We start from the raw sequence: 21,269 nt of genomic DNA on the forward strand, positions 1-21,269 counted from the left end.
GCCGCGCCGATCTCGCGGGCGGCTCAGCCCAACGAGGCCAACGCGCGTACCAGCTGGTCGACCTCGGCCATCGTCGAGTAGTGCGCCAACCCGACCGTTACCGCACCGCCGATGTCGTTGACGCCCAGCACGTCGAGCACCCGGGAACCGGCATTGGCGATCGCCAGCACCCCGTTGTCCGCCAACCGCTGCACCACCCGGTCGGCGGGCACGTCGTTGACCGCGAAGCTGACCACCGGGATCCGCGCCTCGGGCCGGCCCAGCAAAATCACCAACGGCAGCGACCGCAGCGAGGACATCAGATAGTCGTAGATCCGGTTGAGGTAGGACGACGCCGAATGCATCGACACCGACAACCGTTCGCGCCTGCTACCGCGGGCCGACTCGTCCAGCGACGCCAAGTATTCGATGCTGGCCACCACACCGCCCAGCAGACCGAACTGATGCACGCCCAACTCCAGCCGGGCCGGGCCGGTCGCGTACGGATTGGTCGACACCGACCCGAAGGGGTTCAACAACGCCGGGTCGCGGAACACCATCGCACCGATCGGCGGTCCGCCCCAGGCCACCGCGTTCACAGTCACCACGTCGGCGTCGGTTTCCTTCAGATCGAACAACCGGTAGGGTGCCGCCGCGGAATGGTCGACCACCACCAGTCCGCCGACGTCGTGCACGAGTTTGGTCATTGCCCGCAGGTCGGTGACGGCGCCCAACGTCCCCGACGCCGACGTCACCGCGACCAACCGGGTGGACTTGCCGATCAGGCTCTCCCACTGCCAGGTAGGCAGCTCACCGGTCTCGATATCGACCTCGGCCCACTTGACTTTCGCACCGTACAGATGCGCCGCGCGCAGCCACGGCGCGATGTTCGCCTCGTCGTCCAGCCGGCTGACGACCACCTCGTAACCCAAACCGGCCCGCGCGGACGACGCCTCGGCCAGCGACGACAACAGCACCGCCCGGTCGGAGCCCAACACCACGCCGGCCGGGTCGGCGTTGACCAGGTCGGCCACCGCCTCGCGGGCCGCCTCCAGCAGCGCGGCGCTGCGCCGCGCCGACGGATGGGCGCCGACCATGCTGGCCCCGGACCGCCGGAAAGCCGTCGACACCGTGGTCGCGACGGAATCGGGGATCAGCATGCCGGCCGGTGCATCGAAGTGCACCCATCCGTCACCAAGCGACGGATGCAGTCCACGCACCCGGGCGACGTCGTAGGCCATGCCAGCCACCTTAGAACTCTCCAGAGCACTCGCCATTTTGTAGACGGGTAGACGGTAGCGGGTGCGCCGGAGACGTTCCAGCCGTTACGGCCTCCCGAGCGAGGGCACCCGGGCAGCCATACTAGTCGAGTGAGCTTGTGCTTCGGAACGCTGATCGCATTGATCCTGCTGATCGCGCCGGGGGCCATCGTCGCACGTATCACGCAGTTGAGCTGGCCGATCTCGATCGCGGTCGGCCCTCCGCTGACGTACGGCGTGGTGGCTTTGGCGATCATCCCCTACGGCGCGGTCGGCATCCCGTGGAACGGCTGGACGGCGCTGGCCGCATTCGCGGTCGTCTGCGTGTTGGCGACGGCCTGGACCCTGCTGCTCGCCCGGTTCCGCGACCGGCAGGCCGAGGCCCACGGCATGCGCCCGGGACCCGGTCTGGTGGTGGCCGCCGGCGTGCTGCTCGGTGCCGGGCTGATCGGCTGGGCCGCGTTCGCCGGCATCCCGCACTGGCAGTCGATCCCCAGCACCTGGGACGCGGTCTGGCACGCCAACGAGGTGCGCTGGATTCTGGACACCGGCCAAGCGTCCTCCACCCACATGGGTGAGCTGCGCAACGTCGAAACCCATGCGCTGCTCTACTACCCGTCGGTGTTTCACGCGCTAACGGCGGTCTTCTGCCAGCTCACCGGGGCGGCGGCCACCACCGGTTACACGCTGTCCTCGGTGGCGGTCGCGGTCTGGCTGTTCCCGGTCAGCGCCGCCGTACTGGCGTGGCGCGCGCTGCGCACCCACACCACCGAGTGGCGCACCGCGGCGGTCGCGGCCACCGCGGCGGCATTGTCGGCGTCCTTCACCGCGGTGCCCTACGTGGAATTCGACACCGCCGCCATGCCGAACCTGGCGGCCTACGGGGTCGCCATCCCGGTGATGGCGTTGATCGCCTCGACGCTGGGGCACCGGGACCGTATCCCGGTTGCCATCCTGGCCTTAGTCGGCGTGTTCTCCGTGCACATCACCGGAGGGATCATCGTGCTGCTGTTGCTCGGCGGCTGGTGGCTGTTCGAAGTGTTCTGGCACCCGGTACGCAGCCGGCTGGCCGACCTGCTGACGCTGAGCGGCGTGGGCGTGGCTTCCGGGCTGATCCTGCTGCCGCAGTTCCTGTGCGTCACGCAGCAGGAGGACATCATCGCCGGGCACTCGTTCTTGACCTACCTGAGCATGCGGCACGGCCTGTTCGACGCCGTGTTCATGCACTCCCGGCATCTCAACGACTTCCCTTATCAGTGGGGGCTGAGTCTGCTGTGCGCGATCGGCGGATTCATCATGCTGGTCAAAAAGATCTGGTGGCCGCTGGCGGTGTGGCTGACGCTGATCGTGATCAACGTCGACGCGGGCACGCCACTGTGGGGTCCGTTCGGAAGGGTCGCCGGGTTGTTCGGCGAGTTCTTCTACAAAGACCCACGCCGCATCGCCGCCGCCACGACCCCGCTGTTCAACCTGATGGCGGCCGTCGCGCTGGTCACCCTGGTCGCCGGGGCGGTGGCGCTGGCCAAGCGATTCGTCCAGCCCCGAAAGGCCATGCCGTCCCGGTTCTGGGCCGGCGCCACCGCGGCGCTGCTGGTCGGCATCACCGTGGCCACCGCGTGGCACTACTTTCCCCGGCACCGGTTCCTGTTCGGCGACAAGTACGACCAGGTGATGATCAATCAGCAGGACCTGGACGCGATGGCGTACCTGGCTCAGCTGCCAGGTGCCCGCGACACCCTGATCGGCGACTCCAACGTCGACGGCACGGCGTGGATGTACGCGGTAGCCGGGCTGCACCCGCTCTGGACGCACTACGACTATCCGGTCCAGATGGGTCCGGGCTACCACCGCTACATCTTCTGGGCGTTTGCCCGCAAGGGCGACAGCGATCCGCGCGTTCCCGAGGCGATCAAGGCGCTCAACATCCGTTATGTCCTGGCCAGCGGTCCGACGGTGCGGGGGTTCAAGATTCCCGACGGGTTAGTCTCACTGGACAAGTCGCCTTACTGGACGATGATCTACGACAACGGCGGCGCCCAGATCTACGAATGGCACGGCTACGCGCCGCCACGCTCTTGACAGACGCAGCACGAGGACGGTGATTGGGTTGAGTGACGGACACGGCGAGCCCGATGTCGACGACGTCGAGGTAATCGGCGGCGGCGTCGATCCGCGCCTGATGGCGATCCGGCAAGCCGAGGACGACGACTCCGACGAGCAATCGCTGACCGACCTGGTCGAGCAGCCGGCCAAGGTGATGCGGATCGGCACCATGATCAAGCAGCTGCTCGAGGAGGTCCGCGCCGCACCGCTGGATGACGCCAGCCGCACCCGGCTGCGCGACATCCACGCCAAGAGCATCAAAGAACTCGAAGACGGCCTGGCGCCGGAGCTGCGCGAAGAACTGGAACGGCTGACCCTGCCGTTCAACGAGGAAGCGGCTCCGTCCGACGCGGAGCTGCGGATCGCGCAGGCGCAGCTGGTGGGCTGGCTGGAGGGGTTGTTCCACGGCATTCAGACCGCGCTGTTCGCCCAGCAGATGGCCGCCCGCGCACAACTCGAGCAGATGCGCCAGGGCGCGCTGCCGCCCGGGGTGAGCAGGCCCGGTCACGGGGGCCACGGTGCCCACGGAACCGGACAGTATCTGTAAGCCGTGTCCAGCGGTCCGCACATCGAAACCCGCGACGCGTGGGTGGAGTTTCCCATCTTCGACGCCAAGTCCCGCTCTTTGAAAAAAGCGTTCCTGGGCAAGGCGGGCGGCGCAATCGGGCGCAACGCCTCCAACGTCGTGGTCATCGAGGCGCTGCGGGACATCACCATGTCGCTGGAGCTCGGTGATCGGGTGGGCCTGGTCGGGCACAACGGCGCCGGGAAATCGACACTGCTGCGGCTACTTTCGGGCATCTACGAGCCGACCCGCGGCTGGGCGAAGGTGACCGGCCGGGTGGCTCCGGTCTTCGACCTGGGCATCGGCATGGACCCGGAGATCTCCGGTTACGAGAACATCATCATCCGCGGACTGTTCCTGGGGCAGACCCGCAAGCAGATGCTGGCCAAGGTCGACGAGATCGCCGAGTTCACCGAGCTGGGCGACTACCTGTCGATGCCGCTGCGCACCTATTCCACCGGCATGCGGGTGCGGCTGGCGATGGGAGTGGTGACCAGCATCGACCCGGAGATCCTACTGCTCGACGAGGGCATCGGCGCGGTGGACGCCGAGTTCCTCAAGAAGGCGCAGTCGCGGCTGCAAAGCCTGGTCGAGCGATCCGGAATCCTGGTGTTCGCAAGCCATTCCAACGAATTCCTGGCCCGGCTGTGCAAAACGGCGATGTGGATCGACCACGGCGTCATCAAGCAACGCGGTGAGATCGAGGACGTGGTGCGCGCCTACGAAGGTGAGGACGCCGCCCGGCACGTGCGTGAAGTCCTGGCCGAGACACGGCGCGACAACCTGACCCAAAGAGCTTCTGGCGGTGAGTGATTCCGTCTTCGCCGTGGTGGTCACGCACCGGCGCCCCGAGGAACTCGCACGCTCGCTGGACGTGCTGTGCAGCCAGACGCGGCCGCCGGACAAGCTGATCGTCATCGACAACGACAACTCCGGCGACACCCGGGTGCACGCCCTGGTGACCGGGCAGCAGATCCCGCAGATCTACCTCAACTCACGCCGAAACCTCGGTGGTGCAGGCGGTTTCGCGTTGGGCATGCTGCTGGCACTGGCCCACGGCGCCGACTGGATATGGCTGGCCGACGACGACGGTTACGCACAGGGCACCGAGGTGCTGGAGACCCTGCTGGCGTGCGCCGAGAAGTACGGCTTGGCCGAGGTGTCACCGATGGTGTGCAACATCGACGACCCCGAGCTGCTGGCTTTCCCGCTGCGCCGCGGACTGGTATGGCGCAGGCGGGCAAGCGAATTGCGTACCGAACCCGGCCAAGACCTGCTGCCCGGCATCGCGTCGCTGTTCAACGGCGCCCTGTTCCGGGCGTCGACGCTGGACGCGGTCGGCGTGCCGGACCTGCGGTTGTTCATCCGCGGCGACGAGGTGGAGCTGCACCGCCGGCTGGTGCGATCCGGGTTGCCGTTCGGCACCTGCCTGGACGCGGTCTACCTACACCCTTGCGGCAGTGCGGAATTCAAGCCTATCCTCGGCGGCCGCATGCACACTCAATACCCCGACGACCCCAAGAAGCGGTTCTACACCTATCGCAACCGCGGCTACGTACTGTCCCAGCCCGGGCTGCGCAAGCTGTTGCCGCAAGAATGGGTGCGGTTCGCCTGGTTCTTCCTGGTGACCCGCCGTGACCCCCGGGGCCTGATGGAGTGGTTCCGGCTGCGCCGGCTGGGACGACGTGAGCAGTTCGGAGCGCCGGGAGGTTCGGCATGACATTCATCGACGCCGCCGCGCAGTCCAAGACGTTCGGCCGGGCCCGCGGCGATCTGGTCGACGGCTTCCACCGCCGCGAATTGTGGCTGCACCTGGGTTGGCAGGACATCAAACAGCGGTATCGCCGTTCGGTGCTGGGCCCGTTCTGGATCACCATCGCCACCGGCACCACCGCGGTGGCGATGGGCGGGCTGTACTCCAAGCTGTTCCACCTCGACCTGTCGGTGCACCTGCCGTATGTCACGCTCGGGCTGATCATCTGGAATCTGATCAACGCCGCCATCCTGGAAGGCGCCGACGTGTTCGTCGCCAACGAGGGCCTGATCAAGCAACTGCCGACACCGCTGAGCGTGCACGTGTACCGGCTGGTGTGGCGGCAGATGATCCTGTTCGCGCACAACATCGTGATCTACGTAGTGGTCGCGATCATCTTCCCCAAGCCCTGGTCATGGGCGGACCTGTCGGTGTTGCCCGCGCTGGCGCTGATCATGCTCAACTGCGTGTGGGTGTCGCTGTGCTTCGGCATCCTGGCGACCCGCTACCGCGACATCGGCCCGCTGCTCAATTCGGTTGTGCAGCTGCTGTTCTTCATGACGCCGATCATCTGGAACGACAGCACGCTGCGGCAGCAGGGCGCGGGCGGCTGGTCGAAGATCGTCGAACTCAACCCGCTGCTGCACTACCTCGACATTGTGCGGGCCCCGCTGCTGGGGGCACCTCAGGAGCTGCGGCACTGGGCGGTGGTGCTGGCGCTGACGTTGATCGGCTGGGCGTTGGCGGCGGTGGCGATGCGCCAGTACCGGGCCCGCGTGCCCTACTGGGTGTAAGCGATGAACGATTCCCGCCCCGACAAAGTCGACGCCAGCATGCTCACCGGCGTCTCGGAGACAGCGCTGTTGACCCTCAATGGCCGTGCCTACCAGGCCGGCCACCCCGAGGCGATCATCGACGATCCGATGGCCATCAAGCTCGTCGAATCCATCGACTACGACTTCGCGAAATTCGGCCGCAAGGGCCAGGAGATGGCGTTGCGGTCGCTGGCGGTCGACAAGTGCGCGCGGGCCTACCTCGCCGAGCACCCCCGGGCCACCGTCGTGGCCCTGGCCGAAGGCTTTCAGACCAGCTTCTGGCGGCTCGACGCGGCACTGCCGGATGCCCAGTTCCGGTGGGTGTCAATCGACCTGCCGCCGGTGATCGAACTGCGGCGGCGACTACTGCCGCATTCGCCGAGGATCACCGAGATAGCGCAGTCCGCCCTGGACTACAGCTGGATGGACCACATCGACACCGGCGAGGGCGTGTTCATCACCGCGGAGGGGCTGCTGATGTACCTGCAACCCGACGAGGCACTGGGACTTATCGCGGCGTGTGCCGAACGGTTCCCCGGCGGTCAGATGTTCTTCGACCTGCCGCCCACCATCGTGAAAAAGGTTGCGCGCAAGGGCATGCGCTCGTCGCGGCATTACCGGGTGCCACCGATGCCGTTCAGCCTCTCGCCGGGTCAGCTGGCGGATCTGGCTCGAACCGTTCCCGGCATCCGCGCGGTGCACGACATACCGATGCCCAACGGGCGGGGCTGGTTTTTCGGCTCGGTGTACCCCGCGCTCTGGCAGTTCGGGCCGATCAGACCGTTCCGCGGGGCCTACACGGTGCTCGAATTCGGTTGAGGCTTCCGCAGTGATGGGGACTTCGACGGAGAGCAGATCTGCGCGATTCGCCGACGTTTAGCCAGGGAAAGACCAGGAATATCCACTATCGGCAAATTCCGAACACCCTGTCGCTGAGCAGCTTACGCTCCACCAACATTGGAGCGGGTAGGTATCTAGGTCGTCTCCGACAACTGCATCGACGCAACTGCCGGAAATTCCCGCATGGCCACCGGACCGAACGAAAGGACATCGGCGATGAGGGACGTCTACATCACGGCGTGCGGCGCGGCTCTTCCCAACAGCCCAGTGGACAACGAATCCATGGAACGGATCATCGGATACGTCGGAGGTCGACCGTCTCCGCTGCGCACCAGGATTCTGAACAGCAACGGAATCACCTCCCGGCACTACGCCATCGACCCCGTCACAAGGGAATTCACCCATTCGAACGCCGAGCTGACCGCCGAGGCGATCCGCAACCTCGAGCAAGACGGGGTGGATATCGACACCATGCAGGCGCTGGCATGCGGCACGTCGACGCCTGATCAGCTGATGCCCGGCCACGCGTTGATGACGCAGGGTCTGCTTGGCGTCTCCGACATTCCGGCGGTGACCACCACCGGGCTCTGCCTCGCCGGACTCACCGCCTGGGAATTCGCCTGGCTCAGTGTGGCCAGCGGCCGCTACGACAACGCGGTGGCCAGCGCATCGGAGATCTACTCGGCAGTGATGGCCGCAGAAACATTCTCCCGGGAAGCCGAACACACCACCATCGATCCAGAGATCGGGTTGGCCATCGCTTTCGAACGCGACTTCCTGCGGTGGATGTTGTCAGACGGCGCCGGGGCGATATGGCTGTCCGCCGAGCCACGAACTGACGAGCTCAGTCTGCGCATCGACTGGCTGGAGACCATCTCCTATGCGGGCGAGATGCCCTTGTGCATGCACCGCGGATTGAAGGTCAACGAAGACGGCAGCACGACGGGCTGGCCGCAACTGCCGTTCGATACCGCGCTTAACGACGGGGTGTTCTCGCTGCAGCAGAACGTGCGCCTGCTCAACAAGAACATCGTCTACTACACGCTGGAAAAGCCGCTGGCGAAGTTGATGGTCAAGCACGGACTCAGTGCGGACAAGATCGATTACGTCCTGCCGCACTACTCCTCGATGTACTTCCACGAGCGATCGGTAGCCGGTCTGAAGCGAATCGGCCTGGACGTCGACGAGCGCAAGTGGTTCACCAATCTGACCTACAAGGGCAACACCGGCTCGGCCTCGATCCTGTTGATGCTCGAGGAGCTGTACCACTCGGGACGTTTGAAGGAAGGCGACCGGATAGTCTGCGCCGTCCCGGAAAGCGGTCGATTCTCAACGGGTTTCGCTCACCTCACGGTGGTCTAGCCCATGAATCCGGATCAGACTCAGGAGCTGGCCGACTGGCTGTTGAGTAAGGTCAGCCGATACCTCAACGTGGCTCCGGACACCATCGATTTCGACGTACCGCTGGCAGACTTCGGCATCGACTCGGCGATGAGTTTGTCGCTCTGTGCCGACCTGCAGCGCGAGCGCGGGGTACAGGTCGACACCACCATCGTCTACGACTACCCGACGATCAACGCGATGGCGGAATACCTGTCCGGCCAGGGTGAACCGTGACCGCGATCGCCGTCGTCGGCATCGACTGCCGCTTCCCGGGGGCACCGGACAAGGACGCCTACTGGCGGTTGCTGACCGAGGCCACGGTCACCGACACCGATGTCCCCGCGCAGCGGTGGGACGTCGAAACCTACTACCACCCACGCGGAGTCGCGGGCTCGATGAATACCCGGCGCGGCCACTTCCTGGACGACGTCGACGCCTTCGATCACGAGTTCTTCGGCATCACTCCGGTCGAGGCGGCCGTCCTCGATCCACAACAACGGCTGCTGCTGCAGACGTCGTACCGCGCCCTCGAAGACGCCGGGATCGACCCCAAGTTGTTGTCGGGGACAGCGACCGGAGTCTTCGTCGGCGTCATGTCCAGTGAGTGGAGCAGCTGCCAGATGCTCGATCTCGAGCGGATATCGGCGTTTCACGGCTCCGGCAGCGGCTATTTCATGCTGGCCAACCGAATCTCCTACCACTTGAACCTGGCCGGGCCGAGCATGGCGATCGACACCGCGTGCTCGTCGTCGTTGGTAGCGGTGCACCAGGGATGCGCGGCGCTGCGCGCAGCAGAAGTCGACACTGCGATTGTTGCCGGCACGAATCTGCTTCTCACACCCGCGCTTTCGGTGTTCTACACGCAGGCCGGACTCTCGGCTTCCGATGGGCGGTGCAAACCGTTCTGCCAGGGCGCCGACGGTATCGGGCGCGGTGAGGGTGTCGGCGCGGTGGTGCTGCGCCGATTGGACGACGCGATCGCGGCGGGCCAGCAGATCTATGCGGTGATACGCGGTTCGGCGGTCAACCACGACGGTCGCAGCAACGGCATCACCGCTCCCAACCGGTCGGCCCAAGTCGCGCTGATGCGTCAAGCACTGGCCCGTGCCGGGGTACAAGCCCATCATCTCGCCTTCGTCGAAGCCCACGGCACCGGAACGGTGTTGGGTGACATGATCGAAGCCAACGCGCTCGGTGACCTGCACCGGTCGCGGGTCGACGGGCCCTGCCTGCTGGGGTCGGTCAAGGGAAACATCGGGCACACCGAGGGCGCCGCCGGTATCGCCTCGTTCATCAAAGCCTGCCTGGCGCTGCATTTCCGGGTGCTGCCGCCGACCGTGATTGCCGGACAAGCCAATCCAGGACTGCGGCTCGAGTCACAGGGCCTGACCCTGGCCGCCACGGCATCCGACCTGCCCGCCCAGGGGGCACTGGGCGGGGTCAGTTCCTTCGGTCTTGGCGGCAGCAACGCCCACGTGGTGCTGGAATCCGCGTCTGCGACCACTGCGACCGCCGGTGCCCCGACGGGTGTGTTGACACTGTCGGCACCGAACGAACGGGGATTGCGGCGCAACGCAGCCGTCTTCGCCGACGCCATGGCCGGCGTGGATTCGCAGCACATTGCCGCGTGGTGTCGTGCCAGCAACATTGTGAAACGGTCGCACCGACATCGGCTGGCCCTGGCCGGCGACCGGGACGCCCTGTTGGCGGGGCTGGCCGGCTATCTCGCCGGAGATCGCGATGAACTCGGCTCGGCGGCGCCGGTCCGCAAAGGCCCCGCCGAAATTGGATTGTTGTGCTCCGGGCAAGGTGCGCAGTTCCCAGGGATGACGCTGCCGCTCTACCGCTCCCATGCCGGCTACCGGAATCAGCTCGACGCCGTGTGCGCGGTGCTCGATCACCACCTGTGTGCGCCGCTGCTGCCCGCCATCTTCGGCGAACACGGCAACCTCGACGACACCGGCACAGCACAGCCGGCCTTGTTCGCGGTCTCCTACGCATTGGGAAAGTCTCTGCTGCTCAGCGGAATCAGCCCGGTGTTCGGGATCGGGCACAGCGTTGGCGAGATCGCACTTGCGTGTCTTGCCGGGGTGTTCTCCGTCGCCGACGCGGCCAGGATGGTGGTGACCCGCGGCGCACTGATGGGTTCGCTGCCACCGGGTGGGGCCATGATCGCAGTGGATCTGCCGGCAGCCCAGGCACAGGCGTTGGCCGACGCCGAGCCGGACTGTGCGGTTGCCGCGGTGAACGGTCCGCGTTCGGTGGTGATCTCCGGTCCGGCGCAGTCCCTGGACACCATCGCCGCAGCGGTCCGCCGCCAGGGCGGGCGAGCACGGAAGCTGGTGGTATCGCATGCTTTTCACTCTCCGCTGATGCGACCCATGGTCGCGGAGTTCCGTCGGGAGATCGCCGGCATTCGTCTGAGCCCGGCAGAATTTCCGATCGTGTCCACCGTTACCGGAGCATTGGTGGAGGGCCAGGAAATGGATGCCGACTACTGGGCTCGACAGATCTGCGACCCGGTCCGGTTCGCCGACGCGTGCGAGATTGCCACCCGCAGCTTCCGGGCTCGCTACATCGCCGAGGCCGGGCCGCGGGCCACGCTACTCACGCTGGCCCGTCAGTCCGGCGTGACCGCTGGTTCTTTGACGCCGTGCAACGGACCGGATTCGCGCGGCCACGAGTTGGTGGAAGTGGCGGCGACTCTGCTGCGCGACGGGTATCCCGTTGAGCTGTCGCATATCTACGGCCATTCCGCCGAGCCGCCCGGGCGAATCCCGCCCTACGAGTTCGACGATGGCCCTCGATTTTGGTCTGACGGCCAGACCACACTCGTACCGGAGCGACGCGCAACCGAAACCCCGCCGCCGGACTCAGCGGATGTGGCGACCGACATCCTCTCCCTGATCGCGGCGATCGGTGGCCTTCCGCTGAGCACTGTCACTCGGTCGAGCCGCCTCGGTGAAGACCTCGGCTACGACTCGCTGCTGCAACTGCGGTTGTTCGAGCAGATGCGCCGAAATTACCCGCAGTTGGCGCTGCAGGACAGCGCCGATCTGCCGGCCGACATCGCTACCGTCGGTGATTTGGTCGACTTGGTGGCCAGGCGCCTCGAGTTGGCGAGTACCAACCCATGACCGCCCTCGAACTCGTGTGTTTCCCGCACGCCGGCGGTGGCGCCGCGTCATTCAACTCGCTGCGCCGCGACCTCTCGTCGGTCGGCGCGAATGTCAACGTCACCACCGTAGAGCTTCCCGGACGTGGCGAGCGTTCTCACCAACAGAGGTTCGTCGACGTCCGCGCTTGCGCACGGTCGCTGGCCGAACAACTCGCCGACAAGCTGTGCGGTCCGCATGTGCTGCTCGGCCACAGTATGGGTGGCTTGCTCGCTTATCTGGTTGCACGGCAACGTATCGCCGAGGACTTGCGGCCCCCTGAGGCGGTAATCGTGGTGGCGGCAGCCGCGCCGCACTGCAACAGTCACCTGCGCGACGTCGATGCCATGCATGACCAAGATCTGGCGACCGAGTTGGTCAGCTGTGGCGGGCTGCCTGCCGAGGTGCTGACGCGACCGGAATGGCTGGACATTTTGATACCCGTCATCCGCGACGATCTTGCGCTGTGCCGGTCCTATCGCCCCGCCGCCGAAGCACCGCTGCCCTGTGCTCTGCACATCTTCGGCGCCCATTACGACCCGCTGGTGCCGATCGAGGCGCTGGAGGCCTGGTCGGATTATTCGCTACGGCCGCAGCCGGTCCGGTTGTTCGCCGGCAGTCACTTCCTCTTCCGGCCGGCCAATCCCGAACGGGTGTCCGCCGTTCGGGACATCACCGAGAACGCCTTGGGTGGAAGGGAATTGGTGTCATGAGTGTGCTGGTCGACAGCATTCTCGCCGCTGCCCGCGGCACCCGGTGGGCGCTGACCGTCGGTACCGTTGCCGAGCCGCACCACATCCCATGGAGCGAGGTGCACCGGGCAGCGGCCGGCATGTCGACCGCGCTGGCCGACAAGGGAATCGGGCACGGCGATACCGTCGCGGTATTGGCCGGCGACGCCGCTGACGTAGCACCGCTGGCGCAGGCGCTCTGGATCCGCGGCGCAGCGCTGACCATGCTGCAACAACCCACCCCGCGGATGGACCTTGGCGTCTGGCTCGCAGACACCCTGCGGGCGCTCGAGATGCTCCGGGTCGCCGGCGTGGTCGTGGGTGTGCCGTTCGAGATGGCCGCGCCGCCACTGGCCGAGCAGGGGTTGCCGGTGTGGAGCGTCGATTCCCTTCGCGAAGCAGGCCCGATCGCCCTGGTGCAAGCCGACGAAGCCGATATAGCGTTGCGGCAGTTGACATCCGGTTCCACCGGAATCCCGAAGGCCGTCGAGATCAGTCACGGCAACCTGGCCGCCAACATCGATTCGACCGGCCGGGCGACCGGCGCCACCAGCGACAGCATTGCCGTCAGTTGGCTGCCGCTCTGCCACGACATGGGGATGATCGGATTCATCTGCATGCCAATGGTATACGGCGCCCAGGCGGTAGTATTGCGCACCGAGGAGTTCCTGCGCCGGCCGATCGTGTGGGCCGAGATGATCACCAGGTTCGGGGCGACGATCACCGCGGGCCCCAATTTCGCCTACTCGGTGCTGGCCCGGATGTTGGAGCGCTGCGAACCACCAACCATCGACCTGTCGTCGCTGCGTGTCGCGATCAACGGGGCCGAACCCATCGATCACCGCGACCTGGAGCACTTTCAATCGGTTGGCGCCCGGTTCGGCCTGGGCCCCGGGGTGCTCACCCCGTTCTACGGGCTGGCCGAAGCGACCGTGACGGTGTCCGCGGGAGTGTTCGGTGTGCCGCCCGTGGTGGACCACGTGTCGCGCGCACGCATGGCGGCGGCCGACGTCGCCGAACCTGTGGCACCCGATTCGCCCGACGGCCAACCGGTGGTCTGTGTGGGACGGCCCGTGCACGACATGCGGGTGCGCGTCACCAAAGACGGAAACATCTTGGGCAGCAGGGAGATTGGTGCGATCGAAGTTGCCGGCCCGTCGGTCGCCCGCAGCTATCTGACCACCGACGGCACCGTGATGCTGGCGGACGAAGACGGGTGGGTCGACACCGGCGATCTCGGTTACCTGGACGAGCAGGACCGCCTCTATATCTGCGGCCGCAGCAAGGACCTGATCGTGCTGGCAGGGCGCAACCTCTACCCACACGACATCGAACGTGCCGCCGCGGGCGTCGAAGGCGTGCGCAAGGGGTGCGTGGTGGCCTTGCGCATCGACACCGACCGTGAGGGTTTCGCGGTACTGGCCGAGGTATACGACCGCTACGGCGAGCAGGACCGGATGCGGCTGCGCCGTGAGATCGCAGCCCGGGTCAGCAGCCACGTCGGCCACGTGCCACGTGAGGTGAAGCTGCTCACGCCGGGGAGTCTGCCCAAGACAACGTCGGGAAAGCTGCGGCGCAGCCATGCGCGCGCGCTACTGGGGTGACGTTGCCCCGCAACGGGATTCGCGGCCGGCTACCACCCGGCCGTCCAGGCTGTCGCAGCGGATATCCCAAAAGGCCCACCGATATCCACTTCACGACAACGCGAACATGGCTGTACCCGAACCGGTTACGATCCGCCCCGTTGTTGCGGGTCGGCAAACAGCTCGATAGGAGATCCCCGTGTCCTACTTAAGCACTGTTCCGGAAGCGTTGACTTGCGCCGTCTCCGAATTGGCCGGCATCGGTTCGGCAATTCAGACTGCCAATGCAGCCGCCGCCGGCCCCACCACCCGCGTGCTGACCGCGACCGCCGACGAAGTGTCCGAAGCGGTCGCGGCGCTGTTCGGCGCACACGCTCAGAGCTATCAATCACTGAGCCTGCAGGCCACGGCGTTTCACGAGCAGTTCGTGCGGGCGCTCAACGCGGCCGGCAACTCCTACGCACAGGCCGAAGCGGCCAACGCCGCGCCGCTGCAACTGGCCCTGGACGTGATCAACGCACCCACCCAGGCGCTCCTCGGCCGGCCCTTGATCGGTAATGGCGCCGCCGGCACAACGGTCAACGGCGTCGGTCAAGCCGGCGGTGCCGGCGGAATCTTGTGGGGCAACGGCGGAGCGGGCGGGGTTAGTACGGCCGCAGGCGCAGCCGGCGGATCCGGCGGTAGTGCCGGCCTGTTCGGCAACGGCGGGGTCGGCGGTCAGGGCGGGCGCGGTGCAGCGGGCGGGTCCGGCGGGACCGGCGGACTGCTCTACGGGGATGGCGGCACTGGGGGTACCGGCGGCGCCGCCCTGGCCGGATTCAACGGCGGTCAGGCGGGGAGCGGCGGTACCGGCGGCAACGCCATCGTGTTCGGCAACGGCGGGTACGGCGGTCAGGGAGGCGTCGGGCTCAACGGAACCAACGGGGTGAACCCCACTCCCACCGGGGCGGCGGCAGCGACCGGAACGTTCGGCTCGAACAATTCCGGAACCGGGTCGGAGCTGGTCGCCGGTGGGGGTACCGGCGGCGTGGGCGCGACCGGTGGTCCCGGCGTCGCGGGCGGCACCGGCGGGATGGGCGGCCAGGGCGTCGCCACCGGCACCGCGGCCGGTGGGGACGTCCTGTTCGCTGCGGGCGGCGCAGGCGGCAATGGGGGTATTGCCGGCGCCGGCGCCGCCGGAGGCACCGGCGGCGAGGGCGGCCTCGGCTACACCATCGACCCGAGCGGCACCGGCTCCTTCACCGGGGCAGCCGGCGGTCAAGGCGGACTCGGCGCCCCGGGCGGACAGTACGGCGGCAGAGGCGGTGACGGTGGCGCCGGTGGCAACGCGACGGCGCAAGCGAACTTCGCCACCTACACATACGGTGGTCCCGGCGGCGACGCCGGCTTCGGGGGCACCGGGATGGCGGGCAGTGCCGGTGGCATCGGAGGCACCGGCGGCAACGGCGGCCACGCCGGCCTGCTGATCGGCAACGGTGGCGGCGGCGGTGCAGGCGGCTTCGGTGGCGCCGGCGGATCGGGCGACTTCGGCGGCGACGGCGGCAATGGTGGCCACGGAGGTGCCGCCAGCGTCGGGGTCACCGGAAGCACCGCCACGGCCGGCGATGGCGGCGACGGCGGTGACGGCGGCGCCGGTGGTGCCGGCGGAGCAGGGGGCGCCGGGGGCGCTGGGGGTCAGGGCGGCGGCGCTGGACTGCTCGCCGGCAACGGCGGTGCCGGCGGACCCGGAGGCGCCGGAGGGACCGGAGGCGGCGGCGGACTCGGTGGTGACGGCGGCAACGGCGGCGCCGTCGGCAGTAGCGGCACCGGCCAAATCGGCGGCGCTGGCGGATCCTCCGGCGCCGGCGGAGTCGGCGGCGAGGCAGGCGCCGCGGGAAGCGGGGGCAGTGGCGGCGCCGGTGGCGCGCTGATTGGCAGCACCGGCGTGAGCGGTCACCTCGGCGCGACAGGTCAGATCGGCGCCGACGGCCTAGCTGGATCACCGGGCCGCCAAGGCTAAGCCCAGCCCCGCTCGCCGATGGTCCGGGCGGTTTATTCCGGTAGCCGGAAAATGCCGAAGAATATCCGCTTTCCGAATACCCCGAACATGTTGTCGCCGTGGCGATTACGCTGCGGCCACGTGTTGCACGGTGGGCAATACGAGTCGGATGGGAGCTGCAGTTGTCCTATTTAGTCGCTGTCCCGGAAGCATTGGCCTCGGCGGCCGGCACGGTGGCCGAGATCGGTTCGGCCGTACGTGCCGCCAGTACCGCAGCGGCGCACCCGACCACCACGGTGCTGGCCGCGGCCGCCGACGAGGTGTCCACGCAGATCGCCGCACTCTTCGAGCAGCATGCTCAGAGCTACCAGGCGATCAGCGCCCAGGCGGCCACCTTTCACGAGCAGTTCCTGCAGGCCCTGAACGCTGCCGGAAGCTCCTACGCCTCGGCCGAGGCGGCCAACGCGGCGCCGCTGCAGACAGCCGAACACACTGTGCTCGACGTGATCAACGCCCCGACCCGGGCGTTGCTGGGCCGCCCGCTGGTCGGCAACGGCACCGACGGCAGTTCGCCGGGCCAGGCCGGCGGCGCGGGCGGGTTGTTGATCGGCAACGGCGGCAACGGAGCTGCCGGTGCGACCGGCCAGGCCGGTGGCGCGGGCGGTTCGGCGGGCCTGCTGGGTCGGGGCGGTAACGGCGGCACCGGCGGCGCCGGAGCGGTCGGCGGCAACGGCGGCAACGGCGGCCTGCTGTTCGGCAGCGGTGGCACCGGCGGTACGGGCGGCACCGGCGCGGCCGGCGGCATCGGCGGCAACGCGCTGCTGTTCGGCAACGGCGGCGCGGGCGGCGTCGGAGGCAATGCGGCGGCAGCTGTCAACGGTGGTCATGCCGGCGCCGGCGGCGACGGTGGTGCGGCCGGGTTGTGGGGCAACGGCGGATCCGGCGGGGCCGGCGGCCATGGCCTGGCCGGGGCAGACGGAGTCAATCCCGGCAGCAACGGCGCTTCGGCAGGCGCCGGGACCGCGGGCGCGTCGCAAACCGTGTCAGATGGTCAATCCGACACCCGAGCTTTCGGCGCCGACGGGCAGCGGGGCGGCACCGGTGGTACGGGGTGGGCCGGCGGCACCGGCGGGCAGGGCGGCAACGCATCGGCCACCAACACCGATCCCGTCGGGGCTTACGTCCGTGCCGACGGCGGCCAGGGGGGCGCCGGCGGTACCGCCGGAACCGGCGGCGCCGGCGGGACCGGCGGAGCCGGCGGGAATGCGACCGCCGTCAGCAGCAATACCACGAGCCACTCCAATTCGATTACTGCCACGGCCGGGAACGGCGGCAACGGTGCTGCCGGCGGGAGCGATGGCGGCAGCGGCGGGACCGGCGGAGCCGGCGGTAACGCAACCACCTCCACCTGGCAGTACGACAACAACACCGCGTACGGCGGCAACGGCGGCAAGGGCGGTGACGGGGGCATCGGCACCACCGGCGGAACCGGCGGCAGCGGCGGAGCCGGCGGCAACGGTGGCCGTGGCGGACTCTTGTTCGGCGATGGCGGCAACGGCGGCGCGGGAGGAACGGGAGGCACTGGCGGGCACGGGGCCATCGGTGGCACCGGTGGTAACGGGGGCAACGGCGGCACCAGCAACAGCGTGGACGCCGGCGACGGTGGCGACGCGGGCCGGGGCGGCACCGGCGGCACCGGCGGCACCGGCGGCACCGGCGGGGCCGGCGGCAACGGCGGCGCCGGCGGGTTGCTCTCGGGCCACGGCGGCACCGGCGGGGCCGGCGGATCGGCCGGCGACGGCGGCACCGGCGGGATCGGCGGCACCGGCGGTCATGGCGGCAACTCGGGCGGCACCGGTGGCGTCGCCGGTGCGTCAGCCGACGGCGGCGACGGTGGTGACGGTGGGGCGGCCGGAACGGCGGGCAGTGCCGGCAGCGGCGGCACCGGCGGCGTGCTGGGCTCGGCCGGATCCGGCGGCGCACTGGGTGGAGCCGGTTCGTCGGGCAGCCAGGGCGGCAACGGCGCGCACGGGTAGCACCTGCCCGTATCAAGGATCCGCCAAGAATCCTTTGAGGATCCGTCGAGAATTTCTCCAGGATCCGGCCCGAGGCTGGGTCCCATGCTTCGCCACGACAACGGCTCCGCGCTGGCGGTCGCCACGGTCCTGCAGTTCCCCGTCGGCCGCCGGACCGCACTCGAACTATTGCGGCCGATCCGCTTTCAGTCGCTCTGCGAGGAGCACCTGCTGCCGTTTCACGGCGCGGTGCACATCGGTTACCTCCCCGGTGAAAAGCGGTTCAGACAACCAGAATTCGAGCGAGCTGTAGCAGCCTGCTCGGGCGGCATCCAGATCCAGCAACCGATGACCACCCGGATCGGTCTCTGGCTGCACCACCAACTCGCCCCACGAGGGGTGGGCGTGCTGGTGGAGGGTGCCTACGCCTGCGCTGCGGCGGCCGGCGGCACCCGTACGGCCGGGCCCGCCAGCACCCTGGCGTTCTACGGCGCACTGCGGCACAACGTCGAGTTGCAGCGCGAATTCCTCACCCGGACAAGGCAGGAACTCGTCCGGATAGGTGAGGGGTGACTCTCGGCGGCGCCCGCGGGGACGGATCGAAACCTGCCGCGACTCGACTCCGAGCACCCCGAAGGAGCATCATGCGATCGTGAGCGCCTCGGTCATCGGTTGCGTGGGGACCGTGATAGTGCCGACCCGCGGCGCGGATGGTGCCGGCGAGGTCTTGCTGACGGTACGCGGCACCAAAGAGGCGTTCCTGGCCCGCTCCGACCGACCGCTGGCGAAAGGGACCACGGTGCTGGTGGTCCAAACCCACGGTCCCCGAACGGTCTTCGTCGAACCTTGGCACGACCCAACACACTCTTAGTCAGAAACGAAAACACAAGGAGTACAACAATGCTCGGTTACAGGGTGCCCGCTCCGGACGAGGCGATGCTGATCTCGGGCGGCAAAGCAAAGGGCAACGCGCCCTTCCGGGTCGTCACCGGCCATGGCGCGTTCGTGGTGCCGTTCTTCCGCAAGGCCGCGTTCCTGACGCTGGCCATGTGCGAGGCCGAGGTCGCCGAGAAGTGCGTCACCCAGCAGGGCATCACGCTCAATGTGCGGGCCGTCATCGCGTTCAAGGTCGGCAACGACCCGGAGAGCATCATCGCCGCGGCGCAGCGCTTCCTGTCCGAACAGGATCAGATGCAGGTGCTCACCGGGCGGATCTTCGCCGGCCATCTGCGCTCGATCATCGGCTCGATGACCGTCGAGCAGATCATCCGGGAACGTCAGAAGCTGGCCACCGAGGTACTCGACGGCTCCAAGGAAGAAATGGCCCGCATCGGCCTGAGCGTCGATGCGCTGCAGATCCAGTCCATCGACGACGACGGGCTGGGCTACATCAAGGCGATGTCGGCGCCGCACAACGCGGCCGTGCAGCAGCAGGCGCAGATCGCCCAGGCCCAGGCCAACCAGAAGGCCGCCGAAGCCGAACAGGAGTCGCAACGCAAGCAGGCCGAATTCGCCCGGGAGACCGCGATAGTCAAGGCGCAGTACAAGGCCGAGGTCGACAAGGCCCAGGCGGAAGCCGCGCAGGCCGGCCCGCTGGCCGAGGCGGAGGCGCAGCGCGAGGTGCTGGCAATGCGCACCGAACTGGCCGAGCGGGCTGCCGAACTGCGCCAGCAGGAACTGGTCGCCGAGGTGGTCAAGCCCGCCGAAGCCGAAGCCGAGCGGGTCCGGATCCTGGCCGTCGCCGACGCCGAGAAGATGCGCATCCAGGCCGAGGCGGCGGCGTCGCACAACCGCGTCGCGCTGGACCGGATGATCATCGACCAACTGCCCGAAATCGTGGACAAGGCGGCGCGCGGCCTGGCCGGCTCCAACTTGACCGTGCTCAACGGCGCCGAGGGCATCAGCCAGGTGACCAGCGGACTGGTCTCGCAAGGCCTGGCGATTTTCGACGCGGTGCGCAACGGGCTGGGCCAGTACGACGAGGACGCGGGCGAGGTTGTCCCTTTCAACAGCAAAGACGCCACGTGAAAGTGCTTTGAGGTCGCTTACGCCGGGGTAAACGAGGACGAAATACCCGTGACGGCCGGGTTCGTTGTGGTGTATCACTGTAAGCCACGAATCCGGTTCGATGGCCCCAGGAAAGGTCGGCGCAGGTGAGCGAGGAAGCCCAGGCAACGGACTTGGCGGCTGCAGCGCGGGAGAACCTCGCCGCCGAGCTGGAGCGGCTCAAGCAGCGGCACGACCGGCTGGAGGTCGAGGTCAAGAACGACCGGGGCATGGTCGGCGACCACGGCGACGCCGCCGAGGCCATCCAGCGCGCCGACGAACTTGCCGTGCTCGCCGAACGCATCAACGAGCTGGACCGACGGTTGAAGGCCGGCCCGGCCGGCACGGAGGCCTCCGAGGACGAGCTGCCCGGCGGCACCGAGGTGACGCTGCGGTTCGCCGACGGCGAGGTGGTCACCATGCACGTGATCTCCATCGTCGAGGAAACCCCGGTGGGCCACGAGTCCGAGACGCTGACCGCCCGCAGCCCGCTGGGCCAGGCGCTGGCCGGACATCAGGCCGGCGACACCGTGACCTATTCGACCCCGCAGGGACCGGCGCAGGTCGAGCTGATCTCGGTGAAGCTGCCCTCCTAACTTCGACGCGGTACTTTGACGCGATGATCCCGCCCGAGCCCGATGCCGCGCCCGCCGATCAGGATCAGCACCAGCACCTGCACCTGACCACCCAGGCACTGCGCTTCCTGATCACCGGCGGGTTCGCCGCCATCGTGGACTTCAGCGTGTACGTGGCGCTCTACAAGGGTGCGAGCCTGCAGGTCGACCTGTCGAAGTTCATCAGCGTCGTCATCGGCACCATCACCGCCTACCTAATCAACCGGCGCTGGACGTTCCAGGCGGCGCCGAGTCGCGCCCGGTTCGCCGCCGTCATGGCGCTCTACGGAGTCACCTTCGCCGTCCAGGTGGGCCTCAACCACCTGTCCCTGGCGTTGCTGCACTACCGCAGCTGGGCCATCCCCGTCGCATTCGTGATCGCGCAGGGCGTGGCCACGGTGATCAATTTCGTCGTGCAGCGAACCGTGATCTTCCGCGTCCGCTGAGCCG

18 protein-coding genes and 2 pseudogenes are annotated in these 21,269 nt (G+C 68.0%); 19 read left to right on the forward strand and 1 reads right to left on the reverse strand.

Going from position 1 to position 21,269, the window contains the following annotated elements:
- Positions 1 to 23: 23 nt before the first annotated feature.
- Entirely contained in the window at positions 24 to 1,220 is a 1,197-nt protein-coding gene (locus MKCMC460_RS00765; protein ID WP_236979009.1) for a cysteine desulfurase-like protein, read from the reverse strand.
- Between the two features lie 129 nt (positions 1,221 to 1,349).
- Here MKCMC460_RS00765 and MKCMC460_RS00770 point away from each other — a divergent pair, with 129 nt between their 5' ends.
- The 19 genes and pseudogenes from MKCMC460_RS00770 (at position 1,350) to MKCMC460_RS00865 (ending at position 21,265) form a co-directional block, all read left to right on the forward strand.
- A complete protein-coding gene (locus MKCMC460_RS00770) occupies positions 1,350 to 3,317 on the forward strand; it encodes a DUF6541 family protein (protein WP_236979011.1) in 1,968 nt (655 codons plus the stop codon).
- A gap of 19 nt (positions 3,318 to 3,336) precedes the next feature.
- Positions 3,337 to 3,888, forward strand: a complete 552-nt coding sequence (locus tag MKCMC460_RS00775) for a bacterial proteasome activator family protein (protein ID WP_238305195.1) — start codon at positions 3,337 to 3,339, stop codon at positions 3,886 to 3,888.
- Positions 3,889 to 3,891: 3 nt separating this feature from the next.
- Positions 3,892 to 4,719 (forward strand): ABC transporter ATP-binding protein, encoded by an 828-nt coding sequence (locus tag MKCMC460_RS00780; protein ID WP_236979013.1) that lies wholly within the window; start codon positions 3,892 to 3,894, stop codon positions 4,717 to 4,719.
- Entirely contained in the window at positions 4,712 to 5,626 is a 915-nt protein-coding gene (locus MKCMC460_RS00785) for a glycosyltransferase (protein ID WP_236979014.1), read from the forward strand. The genes MKCMC460_RS00780 and MKCMC460_RS00785 overlap by 8 nt, the downstream gene beginning before the upstream one ends.
- The gene (locus MKCMC460_RS00790) at positions 5,623 to 6,453 is read left to right on the forward strand and encodes an ABC transporter permease (protein ID WP_236979016.1); all 831 of its coding nucleotides are present in this window, start codon (positions 5,623 to 5,625) and stop codon (positions 6,451 to 6,453) included. The genes MKCMC460_RS00785 and MKCMC460_RS00790 overlap by 4 nt, the downstream gene beginning before the upstream one ends.
- A gap of 3 nt (positions 6,454 to 6,456) precedes the next feature.
- Positions 6,457 to 7,293 (forward strand): class I SAM-dependent methyltransferase, encoded by an 837-nt coding sequence (locus tag MKCMC460_RS00795; protein WP_236979018.1) that lies wholly within the window; start codon positions 6,457 to 6,459, stop codon positions 7,291 to 7,293.
- Positions 7,294 to 7,530: 237 nt separating this feature from the next.
- Positions 7,531 to 8,676 (forward strand): beta-ketoacyl-ACP synthase III, encoded by a 1,146-nt coding sequence (locus tag MKCMC460_RS00800; protein ID WP_236979020.1) that lies wholly within the window; start codon positions 7,531 to 7,533, stop codon positions 8,674 to 8,676.
- Between the two features lie 3 nt (positions 8,677 to 8,679).
- Positions 8,680 to 8,931: an acyl carrier protein gene (locus MKCMC460_RS00805; RefSeq protein ID WP_236979022.1), complete on the forward strand. Its 252-nt coding sequence runs from the start codon at positions 8,680 to 8,682 to the stop codon at positions 8,929 to 8,931.
- A complete protein-coding gene (locus MKCMC460_RS00810; protein ID WP_236979024.1) occupies positions 8,928 to 11,834 on the forward strand; it encodes a type I polyketide synthase in 2,907 nt (968 codons plus the stop codon). Before MKCMC460_RS00805 ends, MKCMC460_RS00810 begins: the two co-directional genes overlap by 4 nt.
- On the forward strand, positions 11,831 to 12,565 hold the full coding sequence (locus tag MKCMC460_RS00815; RefSeq protein ID WP_236979026.1) for a thioesterase II family protein: 735 nt from the start codon (positions 11,831 to 11,833) through the stop codon (positions 12,563 to 12,565). The genes MKCMC460_RS00810 and MKCMC460_RS00815 overlap by 4 nt, the downstream gene beginning before the upstream one ends.
- The gene (locus tag MKCMC460_RS00820) at positions 12,562 to 14,187 is read left to right on the forward strand and encodes a fatty acyl-AMP ligase (protein WP_236979028.1); all 1,626 of its coding nucleotides are present in this window, start codon (positions 12,562 to 12,564) and stop codon (positions 14,185 to 14,187) included. Before MKCMC460_RS00815 ends, MKCMC460_RS00820 begins: the two co-directional genes overlap by 4 nt.
- A gap of 178 nt (positions 14,188 to 14,365) precedes the next feature.
- Positions 14,366 to 16,165: a PE family protein gene (locus MKCMC460_RS31495; protein ID WP_289624948.1), complete on the forward strand. Its 1,800-nt coding sequence runs from the start codon at positions 14,366 to 14,368 to the stop codon at positions 16,163 to 16,165.
- Positions 16,166 to 16,377: 212 nt separating this feature from the next.
- Positions 16,378 to 16,836 (forward strand): annotated as a pseudogene (locus MKCMC460_RS31645) (PE family protein); the annotation flags it as partial.
- 90 nt (positions 16,837 to 16,926) lie between these two features.
- Positions 16,927 to 17,106: pseudogene (locus MKCMC460_RS31650) on the forward strand (hypothetical protein); the annotation flags it as partial.
- A 1,158-nt stretch (positions 17,107 to 18,264) separates the two neighbouring features.
- Complete coding sequence (locus MKCMC460_RS00845) at positions 18,265 to 18,732, forward strand: GTP cyclohydrolase I (protein WP_238305196.1); 468 nt, start codon at positions 18,265 to 18,267, stop codon at positions 18,730 to 18,732.
- Positions 18,733 to 18,811: 79 nt separating this feature from the next.
- Positions 18,812 to 19,030, forward strand: a complete 219-nt coding sequence (locus MKCMC460_RS00850) for a hypothetical protein (RefSeq protein WP_236979034.1) — start codon at positions 18,812 to 18,814, stop codon at positions 19,028 to 19,030.
- Positions 19,031 to 19,059: 29 nt separating this feature from the next.
- Positions 19,060 to 20,187 carry a flotillin family protein gene (locus MKCMC460_RS00855; protein WP_238305197.1) on the forward strand — a complete coding sequence of 376 codons (1,128 nt, stop codon included), beginning with the start codon at positions 19,060 to 19,062 and terminating at the stop codon, positions 20,185 to 20,187.
- A 125-nt stretch (positions 20,188 to 20,312) separates the two neighbouring features.
- The gene (locus MKCMC460_RS00860; protein ID WP_236979038.1) at positions 20,313 to 20,801 is read left to right on the forward strand and encodes a GreA/GreB family elongation factor; all 489 of its coding nucleotides are present in this window, start codon (positions 20,313 to 20,315) and stop codon (positions 20,799 to 20,801) included.
- Between the two features lie 98 nt (positions 20,802 to 20,899).
- On the forward strand, positions 20,900 to 21,265 hold the full coding sequence (locus MKCMC460_RS00865) for a GtrA family protein (protein WP_236984505.1): 366 nt from the start codon (positions 20,900 to 20,902) through the stop codon (positions 21,263 to 21,265).
- Positions 21,266 to 21,269 lie beyond the last annotated feature (4 nt).

The organism is Mycobacterium sp. 20KCMC460 (assembly GCF_022179425.1).
Classification (GTDB): Bacteria; Actinomycetota; Actinomycetes; order Mycobacteriales; family Mycobacteriaceae; genus Mycobacterium; species Mycobacterium kiyosense.